This window comes from Brenneria tiliae, from assembly GCF_023347575.1.
Lineage (GTDB): Bacteria > Pseudomonadota > Gammaproteobacteria > Enterobacterales > Enterobacteriaceae > Brenneria > Brenneria corticis.
The window spans coordinates 51,307-70,243 of sequence record NZ_JAKPCB010000094.1; the positions used below are offsets into that span (position 1 = coordinate 51,307).

Annotated in this window: 14 protein-coding genes; 10 read left to right on the plus strand and 4 right to left on the minus strand. The window is 62.2% G+C overall.

Translation table 11 applies throughout. The annotated features are described in order from the left end of the window. Positions 1-288: 288 nt before the first annotated feature. The 3 genes from MFP24_RS08055 to MFP24_RS08065 form a co-directional block, all read right to left on the minus strand. Complete coding sequence (locus tag MFP24_RS08055) at positions 289-1,197, minus strand: LysR family transcriptional regulator (protein WP_249229932.1); 909 nt, start codon at positions 1,195-1,197, stop codon at positions 289-291. A 178-nt stretch (positions 1,198-1,375) separates the two neighbouring features. Beyond that, positions 1,376-2,419 carry an HTH-type transcriptional regulator EutR gene (gene eutR, locus MFP24_RS08060; protein WP_249229931.1) on the minus strand — a complete coding sequence of 348 codons (1,044 nt, stop codon included), beginning with the start codon at positions 2,417-2,419 and terminating at the stop codon, positions 1,376-1,378. A gap of 173 nt (positions 2,420-2,592) precedes the next feature. Further along, on the minus strand, positions 2,593-3,951 hold the full coding sequence (locus MFP24_RS08065) for an aldehyde dehydrogenase family protein (RefSeq protein WP_249229930.1): 1,359 nt from the start codon (positions 3,949-3,951) through the stop codon (positions 2,593-2,595). Between the two features lie 216 nt (positions 3,952-4,167). Between MFP24_RS08065 and MFP24_RS08070 the strand changes: the two genes are divergently transcribed. Then, positions 4,168-5,775 (plus strand): EAL domain-containing protein, encoded by a 1,608-nt coding sequence (locus MFP24_RS08070; RefSeq protein WP_249229929.1) that lies wholly within the window; start codon positions 4,168-4,170, stop codon positions 5,773-5,775. On the opposite strand, the gene MFP24_RS08075 is transcribed toward MFP24_RS08070, so the two are convergent. After that, a complete protein-coding gene (locus MFP24_RS08075) occupies positions 5,763-6,863 on the minus strand; it encodes an ABC transporter substrate-binding protein (RefSeq protein WP_407061986.1) in 1,101 nt (366 codons plus the stop codon). The two genes, MFP24_RS08070 and MFP24_RS08075, sit on opposite strands and share 13 nt — an antisense overlap. 236 nt (positions 6,864-7,099) lie before the next feature. Between MFP24_RS08075 and MFP24_RS08080 the strand changes: the two genes are divergently transcribed. The 9 genes from MFP24_RS08080 (at position 7,100) to MFP24_RS08120 (ending at position 18,901) form a co-directional block, all read left to right on the plus strand. Next, positions 7,100-8,677, plus strand: coding sequence for an ABC transporter permease (locus MFP24_RS08080; protein ID WP_249229928.1), 1,578 nt, complete (start codon positions 7,100-7,102; stop codon positions 8,675-8,677). Between the two features lie 105 nt (positions 8,678-8,782). Beyond that, entirely contained in the window at positions 8,783-10,561 is a 1,779-nt protein-coding gene (locus tag MFP24_RS08085) for an aryl-sulfate sulfotransferase (protein ID WP_249229927.1), read from the plus strand. A 115-nt stretch (positions 10,562-10,676) separates the two neighbouring features. Beyond that, positions 10,677-10,976 carry a hypothetical protein gene (locus MFP24_RS08090; protein WP_249229926.1) on the plus strand — a complete coding sequence of 100 codons (300 nt, stop codon included), beginning with the start codon at positions 10,677-10,679 and terminating at the stop codon, positions 10,974-10,976. Between the two features lie 158 nt (positions 10,977-11,134). After that, positions 11,135-11,944 carry an ATP-binding cassette domain-containing protein gene (locus MFP24_RS08095; protein WP_249229925.1) on the plus strand — a complete coding sequence of 270 codons (810 nt, stop codon included), beginning with the start codon at positions 11,135-11,137 and terminating at the stop codon, positions 11,942-11,944. Then, positions 11,941-12,750, plus strand: a complete 810-nt coding sequence (locus tag MFP24_RS08100) for an ABC transporter ATP-binding protein (protein ID WP_249229924.1) — start codon at positions 11,941-11,943, stop codon at positions 12,748-12,750. The genes MFP24_RS08095 and MFP24_RS08100 overlap by 4 nt, the downstream gene beginning before the upstream one ends. Before the next feature lie 13 nt (positions 12,751-12,763). Next, positions 12,764-14,008, plus strand: a complete 1,245-nt coding sequence (locus MFP24_RS08105) for an MDR family MFS transporter (RefSeq protein WP_249229923.1) — start codon at positions 12,764-12,766, stop codon at positions 14,006-14,008. A 13-nt stretch (positions 14,009-14,021) separates the two neighbouring features. Beyond that, a complete protein-coding gene (locus MFP24_RS08110; RefSeq protein WP_249229922.1) occupies positions 14,022-15,536 on the plus strand; it encodes an ABC transporter substrate-binding protein in 1,515 nt (504 codons plus the stop codon). Positions 15,537-15,552: 16 nt separating this feature from the next. Further along, a complete protein-coding gene (locus MFP24_RS08115; protein ID WP_249229921.1) occupies positions 15,553-17,331 on the plus strand; it encodes an ABC transporter permease subunit in 1,779 nt (592 codons plus the stop codon). 109 nt (positions 17,332-17,440) lie between these two features. Then, a complete protein-coding gene (locus MFP24_RS08120) occupies positions 17,441-18,901 on the plus strand; it encodes an AMP nucleosidase (protein WP_249229920.1) in 1,461 nt (486 codons plus the stop codon). Positions 18,902-18,937: the final 36 nt, after the last annotated feature.

Consider the following 18,937-nt stretch of genomic DNA (forward strand, 5'->3'; position numbering starts at 1 on the left):
TTTCCTCTGGTGCTTCCAGACAGGAAAAACGTATCACCCCGCTTTGAGCGGGAGAAATTCTTTTTATTTTTTCGGCTATGTTTTTTTAACATAACCGTTTATGCAATCATGGGAGTTTATTGTTTTTATCTTATAAAACAATAACAAAACAACACACCAACCCTAGCATTAGGGTAATTTAATTTAAAATAGATAATAAGAAATAACAAATTAATGAGATACAAGTCACATTTGATAATCGTCCATCACATGGCGTTAATCAGGCGCGGGGGAAATATTTAACCGCATTCAGGAGGGCAAATTTTTATTTTTAAAAAACTGTTTAAATTCCTTTAAAAAAAGCGGAATACAGGGGTTGGTATTTTTACTGTCCCATACCAGTTCCAGATTAAACCAGTAATCATTTTCAATCACCTCCAGTAATACGCTGTTATTACCGAGTAAGTAGCCGCGATGCCTGGGCATCAGCAATGCCACCCGATCCCTGAATTCCAGATTAAAACAGCAGGTTTTTAGATTGGGATATTCTTTGTCCAGCGTATACGCAATATCATAGCAGTCGAAAAATCGGGTGCTGTAGGCTTCGGCCAATAAGAATTCACGGGGATCGACGCGAATAATCGGCCATTCGCTGACCTCTCTTAAGGATACCCGCCCCCGCCCGGCCAGCGGATGGTTTCTGTTCACCGCCACGCACAGCGGGTCGGTTTGAAATGACAAACTGCAAAACTTTTTATTTTCCCAAAAATTGGGACGAATTAAAAAACCCAGATCGCAGGTGTGATCTTCGAGAAAATGCAGCGCCTCGTCCAGTTCGCTGTCCCGGCAATCCACGGCGACGCCGATATTATTTTGCTGGAACTGAGTGAGAAACTTAACCAGCACGTACTGAATGGCCTCCCCCAGAAAAGTAATGGTCAGCCGGCGCTGGCTTTTGCCCGAAAAAGCGTTGACGATGGATACCGAGCTTTCATATTGAAAGATGATTTTACGCGCTTCATCGGAGAACAATTTGCCGATCGACGTCAGCTCGACGCTGTGCGTATCGCGCCGGAACAACTCAACGCCGAACTGCTCCTCAAGAGACTTCATATGACGGCTGAGAACCGGCTGGGTCATATTCATTTTCTGCGCAGCTTTACTGAAATTAAGCAATTCCGACAACAGAATAAATTCGTATAAAAGCTGCATTTTCATCGCTGAACTTTTCCCCCCTGAGGCTTCCCCCCATACGTATTCGACACTATAGCGAAATCACGGCGCACGAAATGTGAAAGCTATCAAAGCGTTTATCCTTGTCGTTTTCGCGCCGGGGCGATGCGGGGACGGCGTTTGAGTGGGGCGGGGGAAACAGAGGGTTTACCGGGCGCGGTGATTAGCGGCGCGCGCGCATACGCAGCGTCGCCGACGGTTTTTCGTTGAATAAGCGCTGATAATCGTTGGCGAACTGACTTAGATGCCAGAATCCCCACTGCATGGCGGCGTCCTTGACGGTATGGCTGCGGGAAAAGGGACTGATAAGTTCGCGGCGCACCGCGTTGAGGCGGATCATTTTCAGCCAGGCGTTCGGGCCGACGCCCAGCACGTTGCAGAACGCGTTCTGCAACGTGCGGCGACTGACATACAGCTCCCGGCACAGATCGGGGACCGTCACCGGCTCCGACGTTTGCTCAAGCACATATTCCCGCGCGCGGGAAACCAGCCGCCGATAACCCATGCGCCGGTCCGTCGCGCGCGGGGGGAGCGGGTCCGCGCTTTCCAGCAGCGCCGCCACCATCGTCAGCAGATTATGATTAAGCACCTTGCCGGCGTTGCGGTTTCGCATCCATTGCGGGTCGCGGCTGCCGTAGCGCAGCGCCTGCCGCACCAAAGACCATAACGCCGCTTTCTGCTGCGGCTCCACCACCAGCGCCGACGGCTGGCGCAGCAGATGGCGAAACCTTTCCTCATCCGCCAGCATGCCGCTATGCCGGAACAGCGCGTCGAATGAAATCACCACGCCCAGGATGGCGTATTCGTTCGGCGTACTCAGCTCGAACTCCTTACCGCCGGGACTCAGCGCGATGCTCCGTTCATCAATGGGCTGCGAGCCGATAAAGCCCGCCGCGCCCTGCGCGGCGGGAATGCCCAGCCAGAACGCCTCGGGCCATACCATGCAGGACTGGCGCAGCGCCAGATTGGTGTACTCATGGCAGAACTGGATGCCGTCTACCCGCAGCTCCGTTAACTCGCCGCGAAAATGGCCGGGATGGATTTGATCGTAAAGCTGCTGCCATGCCGTAATGGCGCAGGATTGCGCATACACATCCTGCGTATAACGTTGACGCACGTTTTCATCTTCAATCGGCGGCGCCGCGTTTCCCTGCGCGGGATAATTTACGCCGTCGAGACCGTGCAGATTGGGGCGTTTTATCGTCATCGTACGCTCCTTAATAACAACTATTGCGATACAACCACTCTACAGCACAACAGGGCGGATTAACGTGACGCCGGCGATCCCTAGCCATCGCCGACAGTCGCCGCCGCCCGAACGCCTCCTCCATCCCGCGGCCTGGCCGCCGGGTATTGTTGCCATTCACGCGCCGATGCGCATCATACGATACGGAACATATCGACCATCACGCAGCGGCGCAGGCGGACAAAGGTACGGGCCGACGTCACCCCTTCGCCCGTCGGCGTGGAAATGGTCATGGACGTCCAGCCCTCGCCGCCCAGTCCCAGACCGGCGATACAGGGGCCGTTCTTGACGAAGATACTGGTATCAATGGCGCTGGCCATACGATGCATATTGTTGATATTAGTGGAATGGATCGCCGCGGTATGGTGGCGGCCGCCTTCCAGTTTCACCGCCAGATCAATCGCTTCCTTCACATCCTTGACGCGCACCACCGGCAGCACCGGCATCATCATCTCGGTGACGGCGAACGGGTGCGCGGCGTCGGTTTCCGCCAGCAACAGGCGGGTTTGCTCGCCGACGTGCAGGTCGATGGCGGCGGCGATTTTCGCCGCGTCGCGGCCGACCCACTCCCGGCTGACATTCCCTTTGCCGTTTTCGTCGATATCCGTCAACAGCCGCGGCAACAGCCGCCGCGTCTCATCGTCGCTCAGCAATACCGCCTGGTGGCGCTGCATTTCCGCCAACAGCGCATCCGCCACGCTATCCACCACAATCAGCACTTTTTCATCGGCGCAGATGATGTTGTTGTCAAAAGACGCGCCGCGTACGATGGCGCGCGCGGCGCGCGCCAAATCCGCCGTCTCATCCACCACCACCGGCGGATTGCCGGCTCCCGCGGCGATCAGCCGCTTGTCGGTGTGCCTGCGCGCCGCTTCCACCACCGCCTCGCCCCCCGTCACCACCAGCAGGCCGATGCCGGGATATTTAAACAGGCGCTGCGCGGTTTCAATATCGGGATTCGCCACGCTGACCAGCAGGTTTTCCGGCCCGCCGGCCGTTACTATGGCCTTGTTCAACAGGCTGATGGTATGCAGAGACACCTTTTTCGCCGACGGATGCGGCGCGAACACCACGCTGTTGCCGGCGGCGATCATGCTGATCGCGTTATTGATAACGGTGGCCGCCGGATTGGTGGAAGGCGTGACCGAGGCCACCACGCCCCAGGGCGCATTCTCAATCAGGGTCAGGCCGTTGTCGCCGGTCAATACCTCCGCCGACAGGCACTCCAGCCCCGGCGTACCGCGCGCCTGCGACACATTCTTGGTGTATTTATCGAAAACCCGTCCCATGCCGGTTTCCGCTACCGCCATCTCCGCCAGCACCTGAGCATACCGCTCTCCGGCCTGACGAATAGCGGCGACCACGCTCTGGCGCAGTGCTACGCTGTTCAGCATTTTCTGCGCCTGCGTCGCGGCGTATACCGCCTCATCCAGCGAGTCGAACACGCCGGCATGCGGCGACAGCACCGCCCCTTCAGTCATTAGCTGTTCCATTGATTATTCCTCTTGTTGTATTGCGAGCCGCTTCTGCCAAATGGTGCTGCAAACGATTCTGGCAACTATTCGCCAAAGGAAATAACAAATTTCGGCATGTGAGATAAAAAATTGAAGTGGATCACTTAAATAAGCGCGCCGCCGTCGGCAAAGCAGAGAAAAATATTCTGCTAAGCTGTGTATATCCCCCGAGTATTTCAATTCGACAAAAACGTAATGGCAAAAACCAAACATCTCCACTCTCCCGGTAACCTGTTGCTGTTAACGGCCGCCGGGTTACTCCCTTTTTTGCTGGGCATTATCTTCAGCTACATCACGGCAAGACAAAACGTTAAGCAGGATCTGGAAATAACCACCCTGGTCATCGTGCATCAGGCGGAGTCCATCAGCCGGCAGGCCTGGGACATGGTGTCCTCCCTGCGGACGTTCGAGGGGAACTCCTGCGCCCTCGCTTCCCCCAGGCTGGTGCGCCTGGGAACCCTGTCCCCCTATTTTCGCTCGCTGGGCCTTACCCAGGGGCCGAATATGTACTGCTCGTCGGTATCCGGCGACGTGCTTGTGCCTCTGAGCGACATTCTGCAATATCCGCTGCCTTCCCCGCCGCCCGCCGCCTGGAATGTTTCACTGCGCGCGACCAGAGGAGTTCAGGAGCGCCCCGCGGTGGTCTTTGCCCGGTTGAATGCGTCGTCGTTCGGCACCTTCGCCATCGTCGACGGGCAGTATTTGATCGACTTTATGAGCGCGATGGGAATTAGCCGGCAATATCAGCTGACGATACAATTCGGCGATGGCTATCAGATTAAGGAAGGCCGGGAAATTATGGATGATCATCCATTGATCTCTCCGCTGACCGACGCCAAAACGTCCTCCCGTTACCCGATCACGGTCAGCGCGACGCTGCCGGCGTCCGAGCTGATTCAAGAATGGAGACGCGCTTTCTTCGCCTTTCTGCCGGTGGCGCTGATCCTCGCGCTGATTTTCGTCTCCGCCGTACGTTCATGGCAGAAACGCAAAATGTCGCTGCGCGATGAACTGCGCAAGGGCATGCTCACTAACGAATTCAGCGTACATTACCAGCCCATCTACGATGTGACGTCCCGCTGCTGCGTCGGGGTGGAAGCGCTGATGCGCTGGTATCGACCCGGCGGCAGAAGCATCCCCCCCGATGTGTTTATCACCGCCGCGGAGTCCGAAAAAATGATTATCCCGCTGACGCTGCATCTGTTCGAACTGCTGGCCGCCGACGTCAGGCACTGGCAGGTGCCCGACGGCTTTCATCTGGGGGTGAATATCGCCGCCGAACATATTCAGCACCCGGCCTTTGTGGATGATATTCGCCGGCTCGCGGCCATGATGGCGCCGCGCAAACTGAATATCACCCTGGAGCTCACCGAGCGCAGCCTGATCACCGATAAGCAGAATGTGGTGGATAAACTGACGCTGCTGCGTCAGGAGGGCTTTATTATCGCCATTGATGATTTCGGCACCGGCCACTGCTCCCTATCCTATCTGCAGATGTTTCCGTTGGATTACCTTAAAATCGACAAGGGGTTCGTCAGCGCCATCGGGCCGGCTGACAACGATACGCCGGTGCTCGACGCCATTATCGGGCTCAGCAAACGGCTCGCGCTGGATATGGTCGCGGAAGGGGTGAGCTCGCGCCATGAATACCGCTACCTTAAAGGGTGCGGCGTGCGGTATATGCAAGGGTATCTGTATGCCCGTCCGATGGACGGCCGGGCATTGATGACATGGCTGCACGCGCGGCGGCGGCTGCAACCGGCGAAAGCCCCCGCCGCTGAAAACCAGCACTACTGCGCCTGACCGCCGGCATCGTACCCCGGCCACACCTTGTCCCACTGACGGTCGGTGAGCGCCCGCTCGACAAAACGGCCGTCGAACCACGCCTCCACCGGGAAGTCGCGGCGGATCAGGCCGGCGGCTTTCGCCCGCTGAATGCTGTCCGCAAAGCTGGCCTGCAAAAAGTCGTCCAGCCGCGGCGAGCTCTGGAAATTCAGCTCCTCCGGCCGCAGCTCTTCCTCAAACAGCGCCGCCGGGATCTGGCTCTGCGCCGACATCAGCGCGATATACTCGGTTAAATGCGCCGGATCGGCGATCCAGCGAGCGTTGTCCGCCAGCACCTCCACCAGTTGCCGGGTCGCCTGCGGATAGCGCTGAATAAACTCCTCCGTCGCCAGCACCGCCGCCTGGGTGGTGTTGGCCCGCCCCAGCGAACGGCTGTCGGCGACGATATTGATCCCCTGCCGGCGTAACGTCAGCAGCCCTACGCCGCCCCATACCGCATCCACCCGTTTGGCGGCCAGCGCCGCTTTACCCGCGGTCCAGTCCAGATTGATCACACGGATATCACGCTCGCTCAGCCCGGCGCCGCTCAGCGCGCGCTCGAACGACAGCTGGTCCGCGGTGCCCTTGTACACGGCGACGCGTTTGCCGCGCAGGTCCGTAATGCGCTGGATCCCCGACTCCGGCGTCGCCGCCAGATAAGAGTTGGAGCCGCGCGACCCCACCAGCACGCGGGTGGGCAAATCGCCCGCCCGGCCGATAATGGCGGCCAAATCCCCCAGGTAGACCACGTCCAGCTGCCGGTTGGCCAGCGCCTCATTCACCGCCGGCCCGGCGCCTTTGAAAAACGACCAGCGGATTTTGATGCCCTGCGGCTCAAACACCTGTTCCAGCTGCTGACGGATATGCGCCAGCCCCAGCGGTCCGCGGATAAACGGCTTGCTGCCGGCGCTCTGGTCGGGCAGGCCGATGCGGATTTCCGTTGGTTTGCTCTCCGCCGCCCGCACGCCGGTTCCGCTCAGCGTCAGGCCGATCAGCATCAGGGCGCCGGCGATACGGTAAAGAGCAGCTCGCCGGCGAGGTTCGCGCCGTAGTGATGTCGTGTGCATTATTTTCTCCGCCAATAACAGGACATTGCCATCAAACTAGCGAAGGGGAGATGCGCGTCTTAAATAACATTTCCCGATTTATTCAGTGAAAAAAAACATAAATCAGCCATCAGGCGGCATGACGCCGGATATGCGTTTTTTGCACGCCGGTAATCGATTTAATGCATTGGCATTCGGCGCCTAAACCTGTTTTTTATTCCTTTATTCGTTCATTCCGACTGGCTTCATGCAAGAAAATGAATAAGTCTATGGTGCTGAAACGCTCTCCGCCCGCGCGCTTCCGGCTGCCGGCAAGCCTGTGCTATCCCCTGGTGGTACCGCTGATGCTGCTACTGCTGTGGTACGTCGGCAGCCGCCAGGGCTGGATGCCGGCGCAAATCCTTCCCGCGCCCGCCACGGTGATGCGCACCGCCGCCGAACTGTGGCGCGGCGATTTGCTGTCGCAGCTGGGAGTCAGCCTGCAACGGCTGTTCAGCGGTCTGCTGGCCGGGTTGCTCGCCGGTACGGCGCTGGGCGCGCTGATGGGCGCGTCGTCGCGGGCGGCCGCCCTGCTGAACCCGACGGTGTATGCCGTGGCGCAAATTCCCACGCTGGGGTGGATCCCGCTATTTATGGTGCTGTTCGGCATCGACGAGGGTCTGAAGCTGGCGGTCATCGTCAAAGCGGTGATCGTCCCCGTCACCCTGCACACCCAGAGCGGGGTGAGCAATATTCCCGCCTCGCTGTTGGAAGCGGTGCGCACCCTGTGCCTGCCCTGGCGGCAACGGCTGATGCGCCTGACCCTGCCGGCGATGCTGCCGGTCTGGCTGACCGGGCTGCGCCTGGCGCTGTCGCAGGCCTGGGTCTCGCTGATTGTGGTGGAGCTGCTGGCGTCGTCGCAGGGCATCGGCTACCTGCTGGTGTGGGGGCGTCAGCTGTTTCAACTGGATATCGTATTTGTCTGCATCGCGGTTATCGGCGCCGCCGGACTGCTGATGGAGTGGGGAATAGACCGACTGGAGCGGCGGCTGGTCTACTGGCCGCATCCGCCGGTCAGCCGCCTTAACGCCGCGCCGTCGCGCTGGCGCGCCGGAGTAGCGCTGCCGCTGGCGCTGTTGGCGCTCTGGCAGTTGGCCAGCCTGTCCGGCTGGGTGGACGCCGCGCTGCTGCCGCCTCCCTCCGCCGTCTGGCACGCGCTGGTTCAGGGCTTCGCCGACGGCGTCCTGCCGGACGCCATGCGCCACAGCCTGCTGCGCGCGCTGGCAGGCGCCGCGGGCGGCATCGCCGCCGGTCTGCTGCTCGGGGTGCTGCTCGGCCTCAGCCCGCGCGCCGACGCGCTGCTCACCCCCACCGTCGCCACGCTGCGCCAGATCGCGCTGTTTGCCTGGCTGCCGCTGCTCACCGCCTGGGTGGGCAACGGCGAAGCCGGCAAAGTGGTGTTTGTGGCGCTGGCCTCCTTCTTTCCGATGCTGGTGGCCAGCCACCGCGGCGTGCGTCAGCGCTCGCTCCAGCTGCAGGAAGTGGCGCAGGTGCTGCAACTGTCGCTGGCGGTGCGGCTGAAAGCGCTGATCCTGCCGGGCGCCGCCCCCGCCATCTTTGCCGGTTTGCGCCTGTCGCTGATTTACGCCTGGCTCGGCACGGTCGGCGCGGAGTATTTCATGTCGTCGGATATCGGTATCGGCAGCCTGATGATTAACGCCCAGCAGCTGCTGGATATGCCCACCATTCTCAGCGGCATGCTGCTGATCGGCGTCACCGGCGCGGCCATCGACCGCGCCGGCCTCAGCCTGGAAAAACGCATGACCCGCTGGCGCAACGCAGGAGAATCATTATGAGCGACATCCCAACCAACCGGCCGCCGGTGGTGCAGTTTGAGCGCCTGAAAATTTCCCCGGCCGCGCCGGTTGAATCCGTTTCCACTTTCTGACTGGAGTTTTGCAATGGGACATCCTTCCGTTTACCCCACCGGCACCACCCTCTATAACCCGGAAAAAGCCTGGGGCGGCTATACCGTCTTTCAGGCGCTGGAAAGCGGCGCGGTGCTGATCGATATGAACGGCGCCGAGCTGCGTCTGTGGGAAGGGCTGCACGGTTTTCCCAATAAGATCCTGCCCGGCGGTTATATTCTCGGCCACAGCGGCGAACGCGATCCGCGCTACGGCATGCAGGATATGGTCGACCTGATCCAGGTGGACTGGGACGGCAATATCGTGTGGAAATTCAATGGCTATGAACAGGTTAGCGATCCCGGCCTGCCGGTCGAGTGGATGGCGCGCGCCCACCATGACTATCAGCGCAGCGGCAACCCGGTGGGCTACTATGCGCCGGGGCAGGAGCCGCAGGCCATCGGCGGCAATACGCTGATTCTGGCGCATAAAAATCTGCGCAATGCGCGTATCAGCGACAAGCTGCTGCTGGACGACACCATTATCGAGGTGGACTGGCAGGGAAATATTCTGTGGGAATGGCGCTGTAGCGATCGCTTTGACCAACTGGGCTTTGACGACGCGGCCAAAAGCGCCATCTATAAAAATCCCAACATGCGCAAAAGCGGCGGCGGCATGGGCGACTGGATGCATATCAACTCGATGTCGACCCTCGGCCCCAACCCGTGGTTCGATCGGGGCGACGCCCGTTTTCACCCCGACAACATTATCTGGGACGCGCGCGAGTCCAATATTATCGCCATTATTGATAAAGCCAGCGGCGACATCGTCTGGAAGCTCGGCCCGGACTACGGCACCCCGGAACTGAAACATCTGGGATGGATTATCGGCCAGCACCACGCCCATATGATCCCCGCCGGCCTGCCCGGCGCGGGCAATATTCTGCTGTTCGACAACGGCGGCTGGGCGGGCTACGGCGCCCCCAATCCCGCCTCGGCCGACGGGGTGAAAAACGCCTGGCGCGACTACTCGCGCATACTGGAGATCAACCCGGTCACCCTGGATATCGTCTGGCGCTATTCGCCCTACGAAGCCGGTATACCGCACCCGACCGACGCCTTTCGCTTCTACAGCCCCTATATCAGCAATATTCAGCGCCTGCCCAACGGCAACACGCTGATCAATGAGGGGGCCAACGGCCGGATATTCGAGGTGACGGCGGAGCACGATATCGTGTGGGAGTATATCTCGCCCTACTGGGGCAAGACCGTCAACACCAATATGCTCTACCGCGCCTATCGCGTGCCTTACGACTGGGTGCCGCAGTTGGCGCGTCCGCGGGAAATCCCGGTGGACGCGCCGGACAACACCCGTTTTCGCCTGCCGGGGGCCGCGCAGCCCGGCTTCGCCAGCGTAATTCGCGTCGACGGCGTGCGCCCCTACAAAAAAAGCGCCGATGCGCTGTGCGTCGCCACCGACAGCGAGGATCTGAAACGCAGCCCCAAACTGTTCAGCGTCGACCGCTCCCGCTTCGCGCCGCTGGAAGAGCGGGACGCGCTCAACGGGCGGAGCGCGCTGGTGCTGGTCGGCGCGGAGCGGTGCGTACACTGTAAGAGCCTGTATCGCCAGTTGGAGGCGATACTCAACGAAGACGGCTATCGTCATATCACCAGCCGCTATCTGGACGCCGACCATCATCCCGAGCTAACCAGTCAGTTCGGGGTGCGCTCGCTCCCCACCCTGCTGTGGCTGGAGCAGGGAGAGGAAAAAGGGCGTTTGGGCGGCGTGCTGCAGGCGCACGCCCTGCGGCAATGGCTGGAGGGGGTACGGTGAGGGGAATGTTCCCTTCCCCGACGGGGCTTGGCCGCGGATGGCTAAATCGGTGCGCAGGCAGAGTCTGTTTCTGAGACGATGCGCTGTTGTTGGGTAGATTCCTGCCTGCGCAGGAATGACGGAAGGGGCAGGAATTCGGCGCGCGTTCCCGGCGTCATTGGCGCGCGTTCTCGGCGTCATCCCCACGCAGGCGGGGATCTGCTCCAGCAGCGGCGTCGCCATTGGGAAGGTTCCTGCCTGCGCAGGAATGACGGAAGGGGCAGGAATTCGGCGCGCGTTCCCGGCGTCATTGGCGCGCGTTCTCGGCGTCATCCCCGCGCAGGCGGGGATCTGCTCCAGCAGCGGCGTCGCCATTGGGAAGGTTCCTGCCTGCGCAGGAATGACGATGAAGAGTATCCCGTCATCCCTGCGATAAAATATCCCCCGTCATCCCCGCAGTAGTAGGCGGGGACCTCCTACTGAAACCGTAAGCAGCCAAATGTCCTCCCTACCGGAAACATTTCCTTTGCATCCCCCCAGTTCATTTTGTTATGTTATTACATATCAAACCATCCAACATAGCGCAGCGATGTAATGACAACCAGGGACAAACAGGCGGAGACGGTGCTGGAGGTGAACAACCTTGGCCTGTCCATTGGCGCAGAAAGCAAAGTCGGCAATCTCACTTTCCGCCTGCGCGCCGGTGAAAGAGTTTGTCTGCTCGGCGCGTCCGGCTGCGGCAAGTCGCTCACCGCCAGAGCGATAATCGGCACGCCGCCGGCAGGCTGCCGAATAAGCGGCGCCATCGAGATCAACGGCGCCGACGTCACCCACCGCAAAGCGCTCGCCCGCCCGGCCTCTTGTCGCGTATCCGCCATATTCCAGGACTCCGCCACCGCGCTGAACCCGTTGATGAAACTGGGTAAACAGCTGTCGCTGGCGCTGGGCGCGTCATCGCCCGCCGAACTGGACGCGCTGCTCGACGCCATCGGCCTGGGAGATATCCCCAACCTGCTGCAACGCTTTCCCGCCGAACTGTCCGGCGGACAGCGCCAGCGCATCTGCATCGCCCTGGCGCTGCTGGGACGCACCCGCCTGCTGGTGGCGGACGAACCGACCACCGCGCTCGACGTGATTACCCAGCAGCAGGTTTTGCAGGTGTTACAGGCAAGGTATGCGCAAGAAAACGCCCCCGCGCTGCTGTTTATCACCCACGATATCACCGTGGCGGCGCAGCTTTGCCAGCGCGGGCTGGTGATGGAAAACGGCCGTCTGGTGGAATCCGGCGATATGCGGCAACTGCTCAACGCGCCGCAGCATCCCTATACCCGCGGTCTGGTCGCCGCCGCCCGCCGCGGCGATGCCGCCCTGCCCATCACGCAGTTGGGAGCGCTTGCCGGATGAGTCGCCATCTTCACGCCATTTCCACCCCGTTTTTAAGCCTGGACGGCGTTAGCCGCTACCGCCAGACGCCGCGTTTCCCATGGCAAAAGGCCGACCCCGCCGCGGCCATTTTCCGCGATCTGTCGCTCACGCTGCAACGCCATGAACGCGTCGGCCTGGTGGGCGCATCCGGCTGCGGCAAATCCACCCTGCTGAAAACGCTGCTGGCGTTGGACACCCCGGACAGCGGCACGATACACTGCGACGGCCACCGGGTGCGGCCGGGTTCCGTCCGTTCGCTGTTGTGGTATCGCCGCCGCGTCCAGTACATTCCGCAGGACCCCGCCGGCTCGCTGGATCCGCGCCAGCGCGTCGCCGCGCTGATTGCGGAACCCTTGAAGCGCCTGCGCAGCGGCGAAAATATCGCCTCGGCGATACGGGAAGCGCTGGATCAGGTCGGCCTGAGCGCCCGCCTGCTGGATCAACCCGCCGGGCTGCTGTCGGGCGGGCAGGCCCAGCGCGTCGCCATGGCCCGCGCCCTGGTGACGCGCCCCGATTTTTTACTGGCCGACGAGCCGATCAGCGGACTGGATTTACCGCTGCGCGAACAGATCAAAACCCTGCTACGGCAGGTTACGTCGCAAAATAATATGGGATTGCTGATGGTGTCGCATGACATTTCAATAATCGCCGGTTTGTGCGAACGCATGCTGGTCATGGACGATGGGCGCATTATCGAAGATCGTCCCACGGCCGAGGTGCTGGCGTCGCCACGGCACCGGCATACGCGCCGGTTATTGCAAGCCATCCCTTCTTTACCTCTTTGAACGGATAACCTATATGCCAGACCTCAGCGCCGATCGCGCACCGCGGCCCTACCCGCCGTTATTGCTGGGCAGCCAGCTGGTTTTCAACATCGGCTTCTACGCCGTGGTGCCTTTTCTGGCCATCTTCCTGCGTGACGATATGCTGCTTTCCGGCTGGGCGATCGGGCTGGTTATCGGCTTAAGAACCTTTTCGCAGCAGGGCATGTTTTTAGTCGGCGGCGCGCTGGCCGATCGCTTCGGCGCGCGCGGCATCATTCTCTGCGGCTGCGTGGTGCGCATTGCCGGCTACCTGCTGCTGGCGCTGGCCGATTCGCTCTGGCCGGTTATCCTCGGGGCCTGTCTGACCGGCGTCGGCGGCGCCCTGTTCTCGCCGGCCATTGAAGCGCTGATGGCGCAGGCCGGAACGCACAGCGAAAAACAGGGAAAACGCAGCCGGTCGGAATGGTTCGCGCTGTTCGCCATCTGCGGCGAGCTGGGCGCGGTGCTCGGGCCGCTGCTCGGTTCGCTGCTGGCCGGATTCGGCTTTCAGCGGGTGGCGCTGGCCGGCGCGGCGGTATTTTTACTGGCGCTGCTGGTGCTGTTTTTCAGCCTGCCCGCCACGCCGCGCAACCCATCCGCCCTGCAGATCGCCCCCTGGTGGCAAACTTTCCGTCAGCGCCGTTTTGTGGCGTTTATCATCGCCTACAGCGCTTACCTGTTCAGCTACAACCAGCTCTATCTGGCGCTGCCGGTGGAGCTGCACCGCGCCGGCGGCAGCGAAAAAGATCTCGGCCCGCTGTTCGTGCTGGCCTCGCTGCTGGTGATCGGCCTGCAACTGCCGCTGGCGCGTTTTGCCCGCCGCCACGGCGCCGCCCGTATGCTGCCGCTGGGGTTCGCCCTGCTGGCGGCCTCTTTCGTCAGCGTGGCGCTGTTCGCCCCCGGCGTTCCGCCGCAAGGCTGGCTGCGCTTACTGCCCGCCGTCTCCCTGATTACCCTGCTGACGCTGGGACAGATGCTGATCGTCCCGGTCGGCATGGACCTTATCCCCCACTTCGCCAATAACCATAACCTCGGCGCGCACTATGGCGCGCTGGCGTCCATGGGCGGGCTGGCGGTGCTGGTGGGCAATTTCCTGCTGGGCGGCCTGCTCGACCAGGCGTTGACGCCCTCGCCGCAGGCGGCGGTTCCCTGGCTGATGCTGGCTGCGGTTCCATTGTGCAGTTCGCTGGCGATGGCGCTGATTTGCCGTCCGTTTACCACCCTTTCCCCTCAAAATTGATAAGGACTGTCCGATGCGCGTACGCCCTTTCCGTCCCGTTTGCGGCCTGCTTTGCGCCGCCCTGCTGCTTTCCGGCTGCTTCAACGACGCGGATGATCACTCCGCCGCCGATAACGGCGGCCGCCTGAAACTGGCGATGCTGCAACCGCCGCGCTCCGGCCTGACGCCGCTGAGCGACGACGCCTTTAAACTATCGCGCTGGAGCACGGCGGAAACGCTGGTGGTGCTGGACGCGCTGGGTGAAGCGCAGCCCGCCCTGGCGACCCGCTGGCGGCAAATCGACGACCATACCTGGCGTTTTGAACTGCGCCCGAACGTGCATTTCCACGACGGCACCGAGCTAAACGCGGCGACCGTGGTCAACGCGCTGACGGTGGCCGCAGGCGCCGCGCCCAAACCGCGTATTCTCGACGGCGTGCAGCTGAGCGCGGTCGCCGAGGGCGATAGCGCGGTGCTGGTGTCAACCGCCCAGCCGGATCCGCTGCTGCCCCAGCGCCTTTCCAGCCCGCAGCTGGCTATTCTGTCCGCCAATGCTTACGGCGAAAACGGCGTGGTCAACCCGCAAAATACCGGCAGCGGTCCTTTTGTGCTGCGCAGCGTAAACGGCACCAGCGGCGCCACCCTGGACAGATTCGGCGGCTATTGGGGAGAAAAGGCGCAGGCGAGCGGCATTGACGTCAGCTTTGTGCCGGACGGCCCGGCCCGCGCCGCCGCGCTGCGCACCGGCGCGGCGGATATCGTTGAAGCGATCCCGGTATCGCAGGCGCCGCTGCTGGATCAAAACCTGGTGCATGAAGTGCCGATGCCGCGCACCAATACCCTCTATCTCAATACCCGCCTGGGGCCGATGAAAGATCCGGCGCTGCGCGCGGCGGTGCGCGACGCCGTCAATCGCCGGCAACTGGTGGACAACGTGTATGAGAAACGCGCCGACGTGGCGCAGGGATTGCTCGGCCCGGCGCTGCCCTGGGCCGCCGAGCTGCGCCAGCCCGTCGCCGACCCGGTAACTGCCGCGGCTCCCGACGACGTAAGCATCACGCTGGCGACCTTCAGCGACCGCGCAGAACTGCCGGAAGTGGCGGTCTATCTGGCGCAGCAGCTCACCGCCGCCGGTTTTACGGTAAAACAGGTGGTGCGTGAATATTCGCAGATCGAGTCCGATGCGCTGGCCGGCAAATTCGACGCCTTTATTTTGTCGCGCGCCACGGTGCTGGATTCCGGTGATCCGGTCGCCTACCTCTACAGCGACTTCGCCTGCGAGGGGTCTTTCAATATTTCCCAGCTTTGCCGTCCGGAAATCGACGGCGCCCTGCAACAGGCGGCGGCCATCCCGGCCGGCGATCGGCGGCGCCAGGCGATTATGCGGGCGGAAAATCTGATTCTGGCCAGCGACGCCGCCATTCCGATGCTGCACGAACGGGTTATTCAGGGGGAAAGCGCGCGGGTGAAAGATGCGCTGCGCGACCCGCGCGAACGCGCCTTGATCAACAGCGCCACCCGCATCGAGCCGCCGGCCAAAACCGAGTAACGGGTAAAACAAGGTCATGAGTGAGCAAGTCTATTGCCGCACCTGCGCCGGCGTCAGCCTTATGCGCCACCCGCGCTACGGCATGCTGATACCGTTTTTTTCCCGCCTGCTGACGTTGGCGGCCATCGTCGCGCTGATTGGCATACTGCCCTGGTTATCCGGTCAGGATCCGGCGCTGGCGCTGCTGCGCGCCCGTTCCGGCGACCAGGAAGCCACGGCGGAAACGCTGAATGCGATACGCCAGTCGCTGGGGCTGGATCAGGGGCCGCTGCGGCTGCTGGCGAACTGGCTCGGCGGACTGCTGCGCGGCGACGCCGGTTATTCGTGGGTATCCGGCCGGCCGGTACTACCGGGAATGCTGCAGGCGGCGGGCGTCTCGCTGACGTTGATGGCCTCGGCGGCGCTGGTCGCCTTTTCGCTGGCGGCGCTGCTGTGCGCCCCCACGTTCCTCCAGGGATTGCACGGCCGCATCCGCCGCTCCAACGGCCTGTTCGCCGCCATGTTCACCGCGCTGCCGGAATTTCTGCTGGCGTCGTTTTTACTGATTGTCGGCGCGGTGTGGCTGCAGTGGTTCCCGCCTTACGGCTGGAAGGGGCTGCACTATGCGGTGTTGCCGTCGCTGGCGCTGGGCATTCCCGCCGGCGGCTACCTGGGGCGGATTATCGCCGACGCGCTGTCGGCCACCTTCAGCGAAAACTGGCTGATGACCTGGAGCGTGGCGGGCGTCGGCCGCCGCCACATTGCGCTGGCGGTGCTGAAACGCACCCTGCCGGGGGTGATGCCGCTGGTGGGGCTGGTGCTGGTTTCACTGACCGGCGGCGCGATAGCGGTGGAGAAGGTTTTCGCCATACCGGGCCTGGGCCGGGCCACGCTGGGGGCGGCGGCGGCGCAGGATCTGCCCGCGCTGCAGACCGGCGTGCTTATTTTACTGACTATCGCCTCAATCGCCGGCATGGCCGCCGCCGGCGTACGGCTGCTGATCCTCGGCCGCGCGCTGCGCAACGGCGCCATGCCGGTGCCGCAAGAAAACCAGGTGACGGCGTCGCGCTACGCCGTCTGGCTGCCGCTGCTCTGCCTGTTGCTTTTAGCGCTGCTGTTGATCGCCGGGCTGCCGCGCGATCCCTATAGCTCCGCCTTTTTGCGGCTGCAGGCGCCCTCTTTTGCGCTGCCGTTCGGCGCGGACGCCATGGGGCGCGACCTGCTGGCCCGCGTCGCCCACGGCACGCTGCATACCTGCCTGCTGGCGTTGGCGGTATCGCTGGCCTGTCTTGCCATCGGCCTGTTTATCGGTCTGTTTCCCCGTCTGTGCACCGGCCCGATAGAAGTGACCAATGCCCTGCCGCCGGTTATCGCCGGCCTGCTGGTGGCGGCCATCAACGGCCCGAGTTCGACGGGGGCGGCGCTGGCGGTGGTCGCCGTCAGTTGGGCGCCGCTGGCGGCGCACACCGCGGCGCTGGTCGCCGAAATCGCGGCGCGTCCCTATGTTCGTATGTTGCCGGTGATCGGCGTCGGCCCGGTGCGCCGCAGTCTGTTTTACGTCTTGCCGGCGCTGGCCGGGCCGCTGTTCCGTCACGCCATGCTGCGTCTGCCCGGTATCGCGCTGGCGCTGGCCTCGCTGGGATTTCTGGGATTGGGCGCCTCGCCGCCGACCCCGGAATGGGGGCGCGTGCTGGCGGAAGGCATGCCGTATATCGAACGGGCATTCTGGGGTGTGCTGGCGCCCGCGGCGGCGCTGGCCGTGCTCTCGGTGCTGGCGGTCAGCGCGGCCAATCTGTCCGGACGGGGAAAACGCTGAACCGGAAGAGTCGTTTTTACGCCTGTTTTCGGCTAGCCTGTTGATTAACGGGCTAACCGCTTCAGCCTATTCAGCGCTGAAACATTGAGAACAGAGACGGAGAAAAAATATGGGCAACAACGGATCCAGCACAAGGCTCACCGCCGCCGAGGCGCTTGATAAACTGGAAGCGTTGTACGACGGCGCGGTTACGGCACTGCGCGACGCGATTGAAGACTTTATCACCCAGGGGAAATTGCCGGACGCGCAGGCGCGCGCCGCGGGGCTCTTCGCCTATCCGGAGCTGCGCGTCAAATGGGACGGCGTGGCGGCGGGCCATCCCAGACATCGGGCGTATGGGCGTTTTACGCGGCCCGGCTGCTACACCACCACCATCACCCGACCGCGTTTTTTCCATCCCTATCTGACCGAACAGCTGGCCCTGCTTGAGGAGGAGTACGGCGCCAGCATCGAAGTGGCGCCGTCCCATCAGGAAATTCCTTTCCCCTACGTGCTGGACGGGTCCGATCTTATCCTCGACCGTTCGATGAGCGCCGGGATCGCCCGGCATTTTCCCACCACCGAGCTGTCGCAAATCGGCGATGAAACCGCCGACGGATTATTCCACGCCACCACCACCTCGCCGCTGTCGCATTTTGACGCGCTGAGGACCGATTTCTCCCTGGCGCGGCTGCGCCACTATACCGGCACGGCGGTGGAGCATTTTCAGCCGTTCGTTCTCTTCACCAACTATACCCGCTACGTGGACGAATTTGTGCGCTGGGCCTGCGACCAGATCGCCGATCCGCACAGCCCGTATGAATCCCTGTCCTGCGCCGGCGGCATCTCCATTACCTCGGCGACCGCCAATCCCGAACGCTCCGTTTCCGACCTCGCCTGGAAAAACCACCAGATGCCGGCTTACCACCTGATTTCGCGCAGCGGCAAAGGCATTACCCTGGTGAATATCGGCGTCGGTCCGTCCAATGCCAAAACCATTTGCGATCACCTCGCGGTGCTGCGGCCGCACGCCTGGCTGATGATCGGCCACTGCGGCGGCCTGCGCGAAAGCCAGGCGATCGGCGATTATGTGCTGGCGCATGCTTATCTGCGCGACGACCATGTGCTGGATTCAGTGTTGCCGCCGGATATTCCGATCCCCAGCATCGCCGAAGTTCAGCGCGCCCTTTATGACGCCACCAAAACGGTGAGCGGTATGCCCGGCGAGGCGGTGAAACAGCGTCTGCGCACCGGTACGGTGGTCACCACCGACGATCGCAATTGGGAGTTGAGATATTCGGCCTCCGCGCTGCGCTTTAATCTCAGCCGCGCGGTGGCCGTGGATATGGAAAGCGCGACCATCGCCGCGCAGGGTTACCGTTTCCGGGTGCCTTACGGCACGCTGCTCTGCGTCTCCGACAAGCCGCTGCACGGTGAAATCAAACTGCCCGGCCAGGCCAACCGCTTCTATGAGGGCGCCATTTCGGAGCATCTGCAAATCGGCATCTGCGCCATCGACCTGCTGCGCGCCGAAGGCGACCGCCTGCATTCCCGCAAACTGCGCACCTTCAACGAGCCGCCGTTCCGGTAAACTGCGGTCTACCGCCGGCATTGCATCTGATAAAGA

Excerpts from the sequence above, each read along its gene's own strand:
- MFP24_RS08120 (WP_249229920.1), top strand. The coding sequence starts at position 17,441 with ATGGGCAACAACGGATCCAGCACAAGGCTCACCGCCGCCGAGGCGCTT.
- MFP24_RS08065 (WP_249229930.1), bottom strand. The coding sequence starts at position 3,951 with ATGGAACAGCTAATGACTGAAGGGGCGGTGCTGTCGCCGCATGCCGGC.
- MFP24_RS08110 (WP_249229922.1), top strand. The coding sequence starts at position 14,022 with ATGCGCGTACGCCCTTTCCGTCCCGTTTGCGGCCTGCTTTGCGCCGCC.
- MFP24_RS08105 (WP_249229923.1), top strand. The coding sequence starts at position 12,764 with ATGCCAGACCTCAGCGCCGATCGCGCACCGCGGCCCTACCCGCCGTTA.
- MFP24_RS08075 (WP_407061986.1), bottom strand. The coding sequence starts at position 6,863 with ATGCACACGACATCACTACGGCGCGAACCTCGCCGGCGAGCTGCTCTT.
- MFP24_RS08095 (WP_249229925.1), top strand. The coding sequence starts at position 11,135 with ATGACAACCAGGGACAAACAGGCGGAGACGGTGCTGGAGGTGAACAAC.
- MFP24_RS08115 (WP_249229921.1), top strand. The coding sequence starts at position 15,553 with ATGAGTGAGCAAGTCTATTGCCGCACCTGCGCCGGCGTCAGCCTTATG.
- eutR (WP_249229931.1), bottom strand. The coding sequence starts at position 2,419 with ATGACGATAAAACGCCCCAATCTGCACGGTCTCGACGGCGTAAATTAT.
- MFP24_RS08080 (WP_249229928.1), top strand. The coding sequence starts at position 7,100 with ATGAATAAGTCTATGGTGCTGAAACGCTCTCCGCCCGCGCGCTTCCGG.
- MFP24_RS08055 (WP_249229932.1), bottom strand. The coding sequence starts at position 1,197 with ATGAAAATGCAGCTTTTATACGAATTTATTCTGTTGTCGGAATTGCTT.
- MFP24_RS08100 (WP_249229924.1), top strand. The coding sequence starts at position 11,941 with ATGAGTCGCCATCTTCACGCCATTTCCACCCCGTTTTTAAGCCTGGAC.
- MFP24_RS08085 (WP_249229927.1), top strand. The coding sequence starts at position 8,783 with ATGGGACATCCTTCCGTTTACCCCACCGGCACCACCCTCTATAACCCG.
- MFP24_RS08070 (WP_249229929.1), top strand. The coding sequence starts at position 4,168 with ATGGCAAAAACCAAACATCTCCACTCTCCCGGTAACCTGTTGCTGTTA.
- MFP24_RS08090 (WP_249229926.1), top strand. The coding sequence starts at position 10,677 with ATGACGGAAGGGGCAGGAATTCGGCGCGCGTTCCCGGCGTCATTGGCG.